General features: G+C 33.4%; 13 protein-coding genes. 4 read left to right on the plus strand and 9 right to left on the minus strand.

Going from position 1 to position 13,726, the window contains the following annotated elements:
• The 9 genes from AABD74_RS11825 to AABD74_RS11865 all read right to left on the minus strand — a co-directional run bounded on the left by AABD74_RS11825 (position 1) and on the right by AABD74_RS11865 (position 5,952).
• A complete protein-coding gene (locus AABD74_RS11825; protein ID WP_406842999.1) occupies positions 1 to 354 on the minus strand; it encodes a hypothetical protein in 354 nt (117 codons plus the stop codon).
• Positions 355 to 400: 46 nt separating this feature from the next.
• Entirely contained in the window at positions 401 to 673 is a 273-nt protein-coding gene (locus AABD74_RS11830) for a YtxH domain-containing protein (RefSeq protein ID WP_232681343.1), read from the minus strand.
• A 51-nt stretch (positions 674 to 724) separates the two neighbouring features.
• On the minus strand, positions 725 to 877 hold the full coding sequence (locus tag AABD74_RS11835) for a lmo0937 family membrane protein (RefSeq protein WP_232681345.1): 153 nt from the start codon (positions 875 to 877) through the stop codon (positions 725 to 727).
• Positions 878 to 912: 35 nt separating this feature from the next.
• Positions 913 to 1,557 (minus strand): porin family protein, encoded by a 645-nt coding sequence (locus AABD74_RS11840; protein ID WP_406843000.1) that lies wholly within the window; start codon positions 1,555 to 1,557, stop codon positions 913 to 915.
• Between the two features lie 34 nt (positions 1,558 to 1,591).
• The gene (locus tag AABD74_RS11845) at positions 1,592 to 2,161 is read right to left on the minus strand and encodes a DUF4142 domain-containing protein (protein ID WP_232681347.1); all 570 of its coding nucleotides are present in this window, start codon (positions 2,159 to 2,161) and stop codon (positions 1,592 to 1,594) included.
• 143 nt (positions 2,162 to 2,304) lie between these two features.
• Positions 2,305 to 4,089, minus strand: coding sequence for a CHASE3 domain-containing protein (locus AABD74_RS11850; protein ID WP_406843001.1), 1,785 nt, complete (start codon positions 4,087 to 4,089; stop codon positions 2,305 to 2,307).
• A 12-nt stretch (positions 4,090 to 4,101) separates the two neighbouring features.
• Positions 4,102 to 4,551, minus strand: a complete 450-nt coding sequence (locus AABD74_RS11855; protein ID WP_232681349.1) for a response regulator — start codon at positions 4,549 to 4,551, stop codon at positions 4,102 to 4,104.
• A 21-nt stretch (positions 4,552 to 4,572) separates the two neighbouring features.
• Positions 4,573 to 5,124 (minus strand): AraC family transcriptional regulator, encoded by a 552-nt coding sequence (locus AABD74_RS11860; RefSeq protein WP_232681350.1) that lies wholly within the window; start codon positions 5,122 to 5,124, stop codon positions 4,573 to 4,575.
• A gap of 354 nt (positions 5,125 to 5,478) precedes the next feature.
• Complete coding sequence (locus tag AABD74_RS11865; protein ID WP_406843002.1) at positions 5,479 to 5,952, minus strand: Dps family protein; 474 nt, start codon at positions 5,950 to 5,952, stop codon at positions 5,479 to 5,481.
• 161 nt (positions 5,953 to 6,113) lie between these two features.
• Here AABD74_RS11865 and AABD74_RS11870 point away from each other — a divergent pair, with 161 nt between their 5' ends.
• From AABD74_RS11870 to katG, 4 genes are all read left to right on the plus strand, one after another.
• Complete coding sequence (locus tag AABD74_RS11870; protein WP_406843003.1) at positions 6,114 to 8,297, plus strand: DUF5723 family protein; 2,184 nt, start codon at positions 6,114 to 6,116, stop codon at positions 8,295 to 8,297.
• A gap of 109 nt (positions 8,298 to 8,406) precedes the next feature.
• Positions 8,407 to 9,234 carry an orotidine-5'-phosphate decarboxylase gene (gene pyrF, locus AABD74_RS11875; RefSeq protein WP_232681353.1) on the plus strand — a complete coding sequence of 276 codons (828 nt, stop codon included), beginning with the start codon at positions 8,407 to 8,409 and terminating at the stop codon, positions 9,232 to 9,234.
• Between the two features lie 255 nt (positions 9,235 to 9,489).
• Positions 9,490 to 10,290, plus strand: a complete 801-nt coding sequence (locus AABD74_RS11880; protein WP_406843004.1) for an ABC transporter substrate-binding protein — start codon at positions 9,490 to 9,492, stop codon at positions 10,288 to 10,290.
• Positions 10,291 to 11,130: 840 nt separating this feature from the next.
• Positions 11,131 to 13,323: a catalase/peroxidase HPI gene (katG, locus tag AABD74_RS11885; RefSeq protein ID WP_406843005.1), complete on the plus strand. Its 2,193-nt coding sequence runs from the start codon at positions 11,131 to 11,133 to the stop codon at positions 13,321 to 13,323.
• Positions 13,324 to 13,726 lie beyond the last annotated feature (403 nt).

Raw genomic sequence — 13,726 nt, forward strand, 5'->3', positions numbered from 1 at the left:
TTATTTCTCTTTTAAAATACTCGATACAATCGAATTTCCAATGGGAGTTTTTATCAGCCTGTGATGCATTTTGTGCAGTATAATGGCAGCAATTAAATAAAAAAGTGACATAATAAAAAAGCCGAAATAATATTCCCCAAGTTCTTTACCAATCCATAAGCTTAATCCAACATTTAGGAATAAGGTAAAAAATGCAACAACAACGCCAACTGCTATCTTTGATGCTAATGATGAAACACCATCGGCTACTGAATATACTGTTTTGAGTTTTAATAATTCTAAACTTGTTTTTGTATAATTTTCAGCTCTTTCATAAATATTCAAATTCTCGTTTGTTGTTGCATTTGGTTCCATGATGCTGGTATTTATGGTTTGAAAAAATCACTTCTTATTAGTTAGATTATACAGTTTTAGGTTCATCTTTAACTGTATTGAAATCATCTTTTACCTGGTTGAATTTTGCTTTTCCTTCCTCGATGATGTCTTTACCGTTTGAAGTAATTGTGTTTACAATACCATCAAATTTTGTTTTTAAATTATCGCTGTATTCTTTCGATTTATCTTTAATTTTTTTTCTTGTGTTTGAACCTTTATCCGGTGCAAATAATACTCCTAATAGCGCTCCTGCCGCTGCCGCTGCAGCGATTCCTAAAACTGTGCTAGTTGCTTTCATAATATTTGATTTTTAATAGATTAATATATTTTATTTAATGTTGATTAATTTTTAAACCTCCCGGCCTTTGACAGGGCTCAGTAAAATTGCAATAATGGCGAATATTAATAAAACATGGATGATATTTCCGAAATTGTATATAAAAAAACCAAGAGCCCATAGAATAACTAGTATTACTGCGATGGTATCTAATAACTTTGACATGGTTTTTTATTTAATAGGTTAATAATTAACTGTTTTTAGTTTAGTTTATACGAAAGGTATAAAGACAAGCTGCTGTTTTTGGCATCAGGAAACGTATAAGTCGTTCCGGCAACTGTTGTTCTTTCTTTTCCAATAGTTGTAAGACCGTAATTATAACGTAAACCAATGCTTATTGGGTTAAAATCAAATCCAAGACCTGCAGAAACACCCGCATCAAATTTATTTAAATCGTCTGTGTCGATATTCTCATTAAAAAAAATATCGCCGTCTCCGCTGACTTTAGAACTTACCAGATAAGAAGCATATCCACCGGCATGAACATTAAAGTTTTTAGTAATATTTACTCGCACTAAAAGCGGAACCTCGATATAGTTTAATCGGAATTTAGCATTTCCACTTAGCAAAGCATTGTTATATTCTAATTTGGCACCTTTTGTTGTAAACAAAATCTCAGGCTGAATGGCGACAAAATCTGAAACTGGTAATGTTGCGTAAACACCGGCATTAAATCCGTATAATATATTCTCGTCATCAGCATCATCATTATATAAATTCGACATATTGAATCCGCCTTTTATACCAAACTCTGTGTTTGCATTATTGTTCTGAGCGTGCAGCATTCCAAATGAAGCTGAAATAAAAAGGGTCAAGGCACATAAAAAATTGGTTTGCATTTTCATAAAAAAATAATTTAGTTAGTTTTAATCTGGGCTTTTAAATGTTTTCTTTAATAATTCTCTCGGTTTCTCTTAAGAGATCAAATTGTTCAGGCAAATACTTCAATACTAATTCTAAAATTATTTTATCGTTTGTTTCATTCGAAACAGTTTCTAATAACTTAATCTGCTGTTCCAGGTATTCTTTCATAGAGTTCAAATAAACTCTGTCAAAATTTGAAGGATTTGCGGTAACCAATTCATAAGTATCTCTTCTGTGTGTTGCATTAATTTCAGAAATTATAATGAGCTTTTTATTAGCTAATTCTGTTATTTCCTGCAGCAGTTGATTTTGATGTCCTTCGATTTTTTTACCTAAAATCACTATTGAATTTTCTGAACTTTTTTGTTGTGCAATTTGACTTTTTGAAATAATTGTTTTTCCAATATTTGCCGTTTCAATGAGAAAAAAAGCAATTGTTTCTTCTTCCTCATTTTTCGCAAAAGTTTCATTTTTTTTCAGTGTACTTTCTATCAAATTATTTTTTGTGCATGATGGAACACAAATTATAAATAATAAAAAGAGTACTTTAAAAATGGTCACTTTAAGTACGGGGTTAGTTTTCATTATTACTTCATAAAGTATTACATTACAAAGATGCTAACGAATACAACATTTTGCTTTACAGCATAAAAAATAAACGTTATATAATTCCCATAAAGAAATTATATAACGTTTATTATGTAGGTTTTTAGGGTGTTGACGATAATTTAGTCAGGAAGAAATATTGTAAAAACAGACCCTCTGTCCGGCTCGCTGTCGGCCATAATATGTCCTTTATGGTTGTCAACAATTTTTTTACAAATGGCTAAACCAATTCCGGTTCCGGGATAATCTGTTTTTGAGTGTAAACGCTGAAACAAAATAAAGATCGTTTCTTTAAACTGAGGATCAAATCCCATTCCGTTATCAGTAAAAGTTATTTTATGGAATTTCTTGATATTCTGATCCAGTATTTCCGGATAATCTTCAGAGTTAACCCTTATACTTTCAATAGTAATCGAAGGTATAACATTTGGTCTGCTGTATTTTAAAGAATTTCCAATTAAGTTGATAAAAAGCTGTTCGATTTGATATGGAATAACGGCAAGTTTTGGAAGTTTATTAGCCACAATTACAGCGCTTTTTTCTTCGATAACCTCCGTTAGTTCAGATTCGGCATTTTCAAGCAATTCCTCTAAGTTTGTTTTTATAAATTCTTTCTTGGTAGTATTTGTTCTCGAAAATAAAAGTAAATCGTCAATTAATACACGCATTCTTTTTGCCGAAACTTCAATTTTAGAGATATAATCTATTGCACTTTGAGACATAACAGCTTTATCAGCATCAGAAATCCTCGAAATAAAAGTCTGGATTTTTCGCAGCGGCTCCTGTAAATCATGACTTGCCACATGATTGAAAGACGCAAGTTCCTTATTCGTTTTTTCAAGTTCTTTATTACGTTCCTGCAATTCTATATTTAGCAGATGTTCATCGGTAATATCAAAATTAATTCCCAGTAAAATATTACTTCCCTGCTGATCGGTCAATAATTTTCCAGTCGATTTAAAATATCTGATTTCGTGACTGGGTAGTAAGATTTTATAATAAACAAAAGGTAATTGTTTGTGTCTTATAATTCCTTCAATAGAATTAGAAACGGTTTCTTTATCGTCAGGATGTACAAAATCTAAAAAAGTTTCTTTTACAGGAATAAATGCACCTGGCTGGTAACCAAGTAAACGATATTGATTGTCTGAATAATCGATTTTATTGGCATCTAAATCCCATTGCCAGGTACTAAATTTTCCAATAACTTCTGACTCTGAAATTAATCCGTTTGATATTAAAAGTTTTTTATTGAAAACCTTTAAGCGCTGGAAATCTTTACTGATCTGCCTGAAGGCTAAAAGGATAAAAAATAAAGCCGTTAAAAAAAGAGAGATAGAAAAAAGCGGACTTAAAGAAATTTCGTCATCGTAAATTTTAAGTCTGTTTTTTAAATATGTTTTCTCGATGTCGTTCATTTCGTCTACTTTAAAACGAATGTTTTCCATCAGGATTCGTCCCCCAAACATATGATTGTCAAGCCTTCGTTTGTCATATGTTTTGGGATCACTGTATTTTAGACAATTTTCAAAAGAAACAAAACGCTGAATAATGAGTTTAAATAACCTTCGAAGATTTTCCTGCTGGACGGGATTATCTGCGGTTAATTTTTTTAATGTAATAAATGAAGTGTTTACCTTGTCTCGCGAATAAATATAAGGAGTTAAGAAACGGGCATTTCGGGTAATAATATAACCTCGCTGTCCGGTTTCGGCATCCTTAATTGCCGACATTAATCTTTCTAACTGAATGTTTATTTCGTATGTGTGCATAACCACTTTGCTCGATTCATTCAAGTCCTGATTATGTTTATAAGCGATAGAAGACAGAAATAACAGAATGAAAACTGCGATTACAAAAATAACTCTCAAAGAGTTTGAAGAATTAAAATTTGGTATCCATTTCATTTTGGTATACTTTTATTTTAGTCGCAGCAAGAAATTATCACGATTTAACCCAGAGGTATGATAGTGCCAGTTTACGGTCACGACTTCATTAATTATTTTTTTCAGCGTATTAAAATCGCTTGGCTTTTTGATATAAATATTGGCACCCTGAATAAAAGTGTCTTCTATATCATCTTCTGAAGATGAAGTAGAATAAATTGCAATAATTATATTTTTAAGATGTTCTGCTTTTTTAATTTCTATCAAACACTCTTTACCAGTTTTTTTTGGCATATTTAAATCCAGAAACAAAATATCCGGAAGTTTATTATCAAAGTCCATTAAATGCTCCATTAACTGCATTCCGTCGTGAACAAATTCTACGTTTGTTTGTATCTTGATTTCTTCAAAAGCATCCTTAAAAAAAAGACGATCATCCTCGTCATCATCCGCCAGTAAAATATTTAATGCGTTTTTTTGCATTTTAGTGTGGTATTTGTATTTTTATTTTAAATTTTCTCTTCGTTTTTTAATTATTCTTTGAAATGCCGAGGGTGTAATTCCTGTCGTATTTTTAAACTGCGTACTTAAATGCGCAACACTTGAGTAATTTAACAGAAAAGCAATTTCTGTTAAACTCATTTCATTGATAATAATTAATTGTTTTGCTCTTTCTATTTTTTGTAAAATAATAAAATTTTCGATAGATGAATAAGTGACTTCTGAAAAAATGTTAGATAAATAACCATAACTATGGTTGAGCTTTTCTGCCAAAAATACAGAACTTTTATAATTATTACTATCTTCCATAAAGACCAGTTCAATTATAGCGTCCTTAATTTTTTGAACTAAAACACTTTTTTGATTTTCTACAACTTCAAAACCATGCGGACTTAAATTACTTTTTAAAGTTTCGAGAGCATCAGCATCAAAATTATCATCAATCTCGATCTCGCCAAATCCTAAACTAGTAAAATTTATATTTTGTTGTTCCAGGTTTTGTTTTAGATAAAGTGAACAGATGGTATTTATGTCGAACTTTATAAATAGCTTCATTTTTGAAAAAAATTTGGTTAAAGATAAATAAATTATTTGGGGTTACAGCGTTTAATGTTTTTAAAAAATCGATAAACAGTAGTAATAATCATTAAAAACTTCAAAAAAAAAGACCGCCTAATAGATTTAATTACTAGACGGTATTTCCTGATTGAGTCAGAAGGCTTACAAATTTGACAAAATTTGATAGAATTCTTCTTTAGTTTTTCTTTTAACTCATTCCTGTTTTTCTTTTATTTCTGTAGTATTCATGACCGCATTTGTTTTGTTATCGGTTAATGTAAAGCAGCATTTCTCAAATAAATGTGTTACAAGAATTTCGATGCACATTGCATAATTTACATTTGTGCTTATTTAAGCCTGATAACGACGCAAAATCCAAGCCATTTTTTCGTGCTCCTGCAGCAATCCGGTAACAAAATCTGCAGAACCTCTATCGTTTGTTTCATTTTCAAAAACCGGAATATAATCTCTAAATTCCGTAACCAATTGTTCATGGTTTTCTAATAGTTCCTCAAGCATGTGTTTTTGCGAAGCATATTCTTTTGGAGATTCTTTAAGAGTAGAATTTTCGATAAATTCCTTCATTGTACCAATTGTTTTTTCGCCAAGCTGACTAATTCTTTCTGCGACCTCGTCAATCTGTGCTTCTAAAATGCGGTATTGTTCTTCAAACAATTTATGCAGTTCCATAAAACTATTTCCTGAAATATTCCAGTGAAATTTTCTCGTTTTCACGTAAAGTGTCATTTCGTTTGATAAGATCGTAGCTAATATAGTAGAGCTTTTTTTTAAGTTTGAAGTTGATATTCCGATATTTGGAGTCATAATTGTCTGTTTTTTCGGGTTCAGTTCAAAAATAAAAAGGAAGAACCCGGTACATCTTACATAATTTATCAAAGATGTTACATGAATTCAATGTTATCATAACCTGTATATAATTTCAATATTGTAGTTTTGCGCCAACTAAAACTAAAATCCAAAATTTAATGAAAAAACAGTTACTCATTTTATTTATTTTAATTACTTCCGTATCAGCCAAAGGACAATCTTATATTGGTTATTTTCATGACAATTATGCGGGTGTACAAAGTGTTCTTTTTAATCCGGCTTCAATAGCCGATTCCCGTTTTAAAACAGATATCAATTTATTTTCTGTTAGCGGATCTGTACAAAACGATTTGTACGGTGTTAAAATTTTTGATACTTATAAAGATGGATATGACTTTGACAGTCAGTCTAAAATGACTCCAAAAAATGCCAATAACGGATTGGCAAATTTTGACGTTATGGGGCCGTCTTTTATGTTTAACATTGCTCCAAAACATACTATTGCAGTATTTACAAGAGCAAGATCAATAACTAATGCCAATAAAATTAACGGATATCTGGTAGATCAGGTAAAAGATGGTTTAGACGAGGCAGGCGATTTTAATTTTAATTTAGGAAGCCCAAACGGATCTTCAAATGCCTGGGGAGAATTAGGAATCTCGTATGCGGCAGTTTTATACCAAAACAATCAGCATTTTTTAAAAGGAGGTTTAACTGCTAAATATTTACAAGGCGGTGCAAATGCTTATGTTAAGGGAAAAGATGTAAGTGTAACCTATATCGAGAATACAACAAATCCGCAATTGGGAATATTACAATCAAGTGGAGAAATTACTGTAGGTGGAAGCCAGGATTGGGAAAATAATGAAGATTATGATTTTGACTCTGCTTCACGCGGATTTGGTTTTGATTTCGGTCTTGTTTACGAATGGAGACCAGATTACGATCAATATGATTTAAGAAACGCAAAACCTGCAGATAATAATTTTAGAGATTTTAACAAATACAAATTACGTTTCGGATTATCAGTTACCGATATTGGATCTATTAACTACAAAAATTCTAAACTGGATACATATAATGTAAATGGTGTCGTGACTCAGCAAATGATTGATGATGCAGATAATTTATATGATTTCTTAAACGAGCATTATACTAAAGTTTCTACTTCAAAAGGAGTTAAAACAAACCTGCCAACAGCCATTCATGCTGATGTAGACTGGAATATGTATAATAAATTCTATTTGAACCTTAACGGAGACATAAGTATGGTTTCTGCTGATAAACTAAATTCATACGGAATTGCAGACAGAGTAACGTTAACACCTCGCTATGAAAGCAGATGGTTTAGTTTTTATGTTCCCGTAACGTATATGGAATACAGCGGTATGCAGGTTGGTACAGGTTTGCGTACGGGAGTTTTCTTTATAGGTTCTGGTTCTATTTTGAGTAATTTAGTCTCTAAAGAATCAAAAGGGGCAGATTTTCATATTGGGATGAAAATTCCGGTTTACGAAAAGCCGTTTAAAGATACCGATGAAGATGGTATTATTGATAAAGAAGACGCCTGTAAAAAAATAGCCGGGCCTAAAGAAAATAATGGATGCCCGTGGCCAGATGCAGACGATGACAAAGTTTTTGATAAAGACGATGCCTGCCCGGATGTAAAAGGGCCAAAAGAAAATAAAGGCTGTCCGTGGAAAGATTCTGACGGAGATACTTTATTAGATAATGTAGATGCCTGTCCGGCAATTGCCGGTCCGGTAGAAAATAAAGGCTGTCCGTGGCCAGATACAGATGGAGATGGCGTTTTAGATAAAGATGATGCCTGTCCAACTGTTGCCGGATTAGCAGTAAATAAAGGATGCCCTGATTTAGATGCTGATAAAGACGGTGTTTTAGACAAAGAAGACGACTGCCCTCTTATAGCAGGACCAGCAGATAATAAAGGATGTCCTAAAGTAACTAAAGAAACATTAGCACAATTAAAAGTAGAAGCAAAATCTATTTTCTTCAACACAGGAAAAGCCACTTTAGACAATGCTAAAATGGGAGAAACTTCAGGAAGATTAGATGCGATTAAAGAGATTTTAAAGAATTATCCAAATGCTAAATTTGCAATTAACGGACATACAGATAATGTAGGGAATCCAAAAGCAAACCAGAAGCTGTCTGAGGCAAGAGCAAAAGCAGTAATGGATCTTTTAATTGAAAAAGGAGTAAATCCTGCTAATTTAACTTCTAAAGGTTACGGAGCTTCAAAACCGGTAAAAACAAATAAAACTGCAGCAGGAAGAGCAGAAAACAGAAGAACAGAAATTGTTTACTTAGGTAATTTATAAGAGCTGTTGAATATAAAACTAAAAAGCCATTCTTAATTGAGTGGCTTTTTTTATTTTTGCATACTTTCTAAAAAGAATATATTCTTTGAAAAAGAACTAAAAAAACAATATGACAACACAACAACTACACGAACAAATTCTTCAAAAAAAATCATTTTTATGCGTAGGCTTAGATCCTGATTTAACTAAAATTCCGGCTCATTTATTAGAAACAGAAGACCCTATTTTTGAATTTAATAAAGCCATAATTGATGCAACGCATGATTTAACTGTTGGGTACAAACCCAACACTGCTTTTTTTGAAGCATATGGAATAAAAGGATGGATGTCTCTGCAGAAAACGATCAATTACATCAACGAAAATTATCCTGAAATTTTCACGATTGCAGATGCAAAACGCGGCGATATTGGAAATACTTCGAGTATGTATGCAAAAGCTTTTTTTGAAGATTTGAATTTTGATAGTGTTACCGTTGCACCCTATATGGGAAAAGATTCAGTAGAACCTTTTCTTGCTTTCGAAAATAAACATACGATCATGTTAGCCTTAACTTCAAACGAAGGCGCTTTTGATTTTCAAACTTTAAACATAAACGGAACAGAATTATACAAACAAGTTATGGAAACGTCTAAAACCTGGAAAAACAGCCATAATCTAATGTATGTTGTAGGCGCTACAAAAGCAGAATATTTTGCCGATGTCAGAAAAATTGTTCCAGACAGCTTTTTATTAGTTCCGGGAATTGGCGCTCAAGGCGGAAGCTTGTCTGAAGTATGCAAATACGGAATGAATGATAAAATAGGATTGCTGGTAAACTCAGCAAGAGCAATTATCTACGCCTCAAAAGGAGCTGACTTTGCAGAAAAGGCAAGACAAGAGGCTTTATCAGTTCAAAAAGAAATGGAAGAGATTATTCGTTTAAAGTTTCAGGTTTAAAGTTTACTTTGAACACAATTTTAACGCAAAGTTCGCTAAGTTATTTTCGCAAAGGCTGCAAAGGTTTATATGTTTGCTGAATTAAAGTTTTTTAAGTTCTCTAAGTTTAAATAAAGCAAAACTCATACTCTCAGAACTAAAAAAAACTTTTACAAGACTGCAGATAATTTCTTTGTGCACTTTGCAGAAAAAACTTAGCGAACTTAGCGTAAAAAAAAACACCTCAACAAACCTGAAACAAACAAAACCCGAAACATGAAACAACTAAAAGACCAATTCGGCACTTTACATTCTTTTGAGGCGTCTCCAAAGCGTATTATTTCGTTAGTGCCTTCGCAGACAGAATTGCTTTATGATTTGGGTTTAGAAGATAAAATCATCGGGATTACGAAGTTTTGTGTGCATCCATATCATCTTAAATCTACCAAAAAGATTGTTGGCGGAACCAAGAAAATCCATTTCGAAAAAATAAAACTATTACAGCCTGATATTATCATTTGTAATAAAGAAGAAAACACAGAAGAAATCGTAAAACAATTGCAGGAAATTTGTCCGGTTTGGGTTACGAATATAGTTTCTATAGAAGATAATTTCCAGATGATTTCAGATTTCGGGCAATTATTCAACTGCAGAACCGAAGCTCAAAAGTGGAATGATAAACTGACTTTCGCTTTAAGCGATTTCAAAAAATATATTCAGGATATTCCGGAAAAAAAAGCAGCTTATTTTATTTGGAAAAATCCTTATATGGTTGCCGGAAAAGATACTTATATAAATGAGTTACTAAAACTGAATCATTTTAAAAATATCTACAGCGATAAAGGACGTTATCCTGAAATCGAACTTAAAAAAATGCGTTTAGAAGGCGATCCTGATATCGTTTTTCTTTCCTCAGAACCTTATCCTTTTAAAGAAGAAGACGCTTTCGAGATTGGAAGGTTTACGCATCATGCCAAAACCATTTTCGTAGACGGCGAAATGTTCTCCTGGCACGGCAGCCGACTATTAAAGGCTTTCTCTTATTTTAAATTACTGCACGAAAGACTTAGAAATTAGTTTTCTTTTGTTTCAAGTTTCAGGTTTCAAGTTCTTGGAAGCTTAACCGCAAAGTTCGCAAAGTTTTTTACACAAAGCTTTGCGAACTTTGCGTTTGTATAAAACACTCACAAAAAAAACTTAGCGCTCTTTGCGTTAAAAATTATGTTCAAAGTAAAGTAGCCTGAAACTTGAAACGTGAAACAAAATAAACTAAGTTGACATAAAAAATAATGCCGGCATCTTAAGGACGCCGGCATTATTTAACTAACCAAAACCAAAATAATAAATAACCAGTTTATTACATTACAAATGTCCGACATATATCAATCTTAAGCTGTTAAGGTCTTGTTATTACTTTGTTGGATATAAGTTAATGTTAGAGATTTTCATATATAACTTTGCGTGCTTTGCGAAACCTTTGCGCTCTTTGCGGTAAAAATTATGCTCAAAGCAAGCAACCTCAAACAAAGAAAACTTGAAACCTGAAACCAAATTATTACAAAAAAGAATGCCGGCATCTCGAAGACGCCGGCATCATTTAACTAACCAAAACCAAAATAATAAATAACCAGTTTATTACATTACAAATGTCCGACATATATCGATCTTAAGCTGTTAAGGTTTTGTTATTACTTTGTTGGACATAAGTTAAGATTCTTTAAATCGCTATTCTGAGCTTTCTGTAACGTTAAATAATTTTTGACTATTAAAATATAATAACAATCAATTTTGTTTATGAATATCGTAGAGATTAGTTTGTATATTTGATAAAGTGTTAAAAATCAGTGAAATGTGATTTCTTAAAAAAAATAGCATCTCATAGAAAATAGTTAACTTTAATAATAAAAAACAAAAGAAATGAGTGATTCAAACGAAAGTAAATGTCCTTTTCACAACGGACAAATGAAAGAAACTGCTGGTACAGGAACATCTAATAAAGATTGGTGGCCAAATCGTTTAAACTTAAACATATTGCGTCAGCATTCTAGTTTGTCAGATCCTATGGAAAAAGGTTTTAATTATGCTGCTGCGTTTAAGACTTTAGACCTAAATGAAGTCAAAAAAGATCTTTTTGATTTAATGAAAAACTCTCAGGATTGGTGGCCGGCTGATTATGGTCATTATGGTCCTTTGTTTATTCGTATGGCATGGCACAGTGCAGGAACTTACCGTATATCTGATGGTCGTGGAGGCGCGAGTTCAGGCAGTCAGCGTTTTGCACCTCTTAACAGCTGGCCGGATAATGGTAATTTAGATAAAGCACGTTTTTTACTTTGGCCAATTAAGCAAAAGTATGGAAATAAAATTTCGTGGGCCGATTTGATGATCTTAGCAGGTAACTGCGCTTTAGAATCTATGGGATTCAAAACTTTTGGATTTGCAGGTGGTAGAGAAGATGTTTGGGAGCCGGAACAAGATATTAATTGGGGTAATGAAACAACATGGCTGGGTGATGCAAGATACAAAGGAGAGCGCAAACTTGATAATCCGCTGGCGGCTGTGCAAATGGGATTAATTTATGTAAATCCTGAAGGACCAAACGGAAATCCTGATCCACTAGGATCTGGTAGAGACATCAGAGAAACTTTTGCCCGTATGGCAATGAATGATGAAGAAACTGTGGCTTTGACTGCAGGCGGTCATACTTTCGGGAAAGCGCATGGAGCCGGAGATGCAGCCTTGGTAGGAGCAGAGCCAGAAGGCGCAAGTATCGAACAAATGGGGTTAGGATGGAAAAATAGTTTTGGTACCGGAGTAGGAGGAGACGCTATTACAAGCGGTCTTGAAGGTGCGTGGAAACCAAATCCTACAACTTGGGACAATGGCTATTTTCAAACATTATTTAAATATGATTGGAAATTGACCAAGAGCCCTGCAGGAGCGCATCAATGGACTCCAACTGATGAAAGTGCAGCTACAATCGTAGAAGATGCACATGACCCAACAAAAAGACATGCTCCTATGATGACAACGGCGGATATGGCAATGAAAATGGATCCTATTTATGAACCAATTTCAAGAGATTATATGCAAAATTTTGACAAATTTGCTGACGCTTTTGCCAGAGCATGGTACAAACTGACTCACAGAGATATGGGGCCAATTACGCGTTATTTAGGACCTGAAGTTCCAAGTGAAGTATTAATCTGGCAAGATCCTATTCCTGCTGCTAAAAATGAATTAAGCCATAATGATATTGCTGTTTTGAAAGAGAAAATCCGTTCAAGCGGTCTTTCGATCTCACAATTAGTACATACTGCCTGGGCATCAGCGTCTACATTCCGTGGTTCTGATAAACGCGGAGGAGCAAATGGGGCACGTATTCGTTTTGAACCTCAAATCAGTTGGGAAGTGAATTCTTCAAATCAATTAAAAAACGTATTAACAGCTTTAGAAGAGATACAAAATGAATTTTCCAATTCAGGGAAAACAGTTTCTATAGCAGATTTAATTGTTTTAGGAGGATCTGTAGCGATCGAAAAAGCAGCATCAAATGCTGGATTAAGTATAGGGGTTCCTTTTACACAGGGAAGAGGAGATGCAACTTTAGAGCAGACAGATGTGCATTCGTTTGAAGCATTAGAGCCAAAAGCAGATGGATTCAGAAATTATAAAAGTGCTAAAACGAGTGCAATAACAGAAGAACTTTTGGTAGACAAAGCACAATTATTAAACCTTACAGTACCTGAAATGACAGTTTTGGTTGGAGGTTTGAGAGTATTGAATGCTAATTACGACGGTTCTAAACATGGTGTACTTACCACAAATGTAGGAACATTAAATAATGATTTCTTTGTTAACTTATTAGATTTGGGTACAACATGGAAAGCTATTAACGAAACCGGAGAAATTTTTGAAGGGCGCAATCGCGCAACTGGAGAAATAAAATGGACTGCAACCCGTGCAGATCTTATATTTGGTTCTAATTCTGAACTTCGTGCTATAGCTGAGGTTTACGGAAGTAACGATGCCAAAGAAAAATTTGTAAAAGATTTCGTTGCAGCATGGACGAAAGTAATGAATCTGGACCGATTCGATTTACTTAAATAGTTTTAAAAGGTTCAAAGCTTTTATACTTTATAATAAAAATAAAACCCGACAGATTTTATCCCGAAGCTTCGGGGCTGTCGGGTTTGTTTATTTTTAGGTTCAATCCCAATAGCTATCGGGACAGAGTTACAAAGGTTCAAAGTTATCAGAAAAGAAACCATCAGCGAAAACCTGTTCAATCTGTTCAATCTGCAGGCAAAAAAACTATAGAAAACAGCTTTTTCGATCTTCAAAATCAACAGAATTCATAAGCAAAAACTTAGCGTACTTAGCTTTGAAAAAGCATAATAAGAAATCAGCGAAAGCCTGTTCAATCAGTTGAATCTGCGGGTAAAAATCTATAGACAACAGTCTTTGCGATCTTCAAAAAATCAACAGAATTCACAAATCAAAAAAAACTCAG

The organism is Flavobacterium soyae, from assembly GCF_045348165.1.
GTDB lineage: Bacteria > Bacteroidota > Bacteroidia > Flavobacteriales > Flavobacteriaceae > Flavobacterium > Flavobacterium soyae.

What these genes read in the sequence shown, in the direction of transcription:
- AABD74_RS11825 (WP_406842999.1), bottom strand. Translation starts at nt 354, where the DNA reads ATGGAACCAAATGCAACAACAAACGAGAATTTGAATATTTATGAAAGA.
- AABD74_RS11830 (WP_232681343.1), bottom strand. Translation starts at nt 673, where the DNA reads ATGAAAGCAACTAGCACAGTTTTAGGAATCGCTGCAGCGGCAGCGGCA.
- AABD74_RS11835 (WP_232681345.1), bottom strand. Translation starts at nt 877, where the DNA reads ATGTCAAAGTTATTAGATACCATCGCAGTAATACTAGTTATTCTATGG.
- AABD74_RS11840 (WP_406843000.1), bottom strand. Translation starts at nt 1,557, where the DNA reads ATGAAAATGCAAACCAATTTTTTATGTGCCTTGACCCTTTTTATTTCA.
- AABD74_RS11845 (WP_232681347.1), bottom strand. Translation starts at nt 2,161, where the DNA reads ATGAAAACTAACCCCGTACTTAAAGTGACCATTTTTAAAGTACTCTTT.
- AABD74_RS11850 (WP_406843001.1), bottom strand. Translation starts at nt 4,089, where the DNA reads ATGAAATGGATACCAAATTTTAATTCTTCAAACTCTTTGAGAGTTATT.
- AABD74_RS11855 (WP_232681349.1), bottom strand. Translation starts at nt 4,551, where the DNA reads ATGCAAAAAAACGCATTAAATATTTTACTGGCGGATGATGACGAGGAT.
- AABD74_RS11860 (WP_232681350.1), bottom strand. Translation starts at nt 5,124, where the DNA reads ATGAAGCTATTTATAAAGTTCGACATAAATACCATCTGTTCACTTTAT.
- AABD74_RS11865 (WP_406843002.1), bottom strand. Translation starts at nt 5,952, where the DNA reads ATGACTCCAAATATCGGAATATCAACTTCAAACTTAAAAAAAAGCTCT.
- AABD74_RS11870 (WP_406843003.1), top strand. Translation starts at nt 6,114, where the DNA reads ATGAAAAAACAGTTACTCATTTTATTTATTTTAATTACTTCCGTATCA.
- pyrF (WP_232681353.1), top strand. Translation starts at nt 8,407, where the DNA reads ATGACAACACAACAACTACACGAACAAATTCTTCAAAAAAAATCATTT.
- AABD74_RS11880 (WP_406843004.1), top strand. Translation starts at nt 9,490, where the DNA reads ATGAAACAACTAAAAGACCAATTCGGCACTTTACATTCTTTTGAGGCG.
- katG (WP_406843005.1), top strand. Translation starts at nt 11,131, where the DNA reads ATGAGTGATTCAAACGAAAGTAAATGTCCTTTTCACAACGGACAAATG.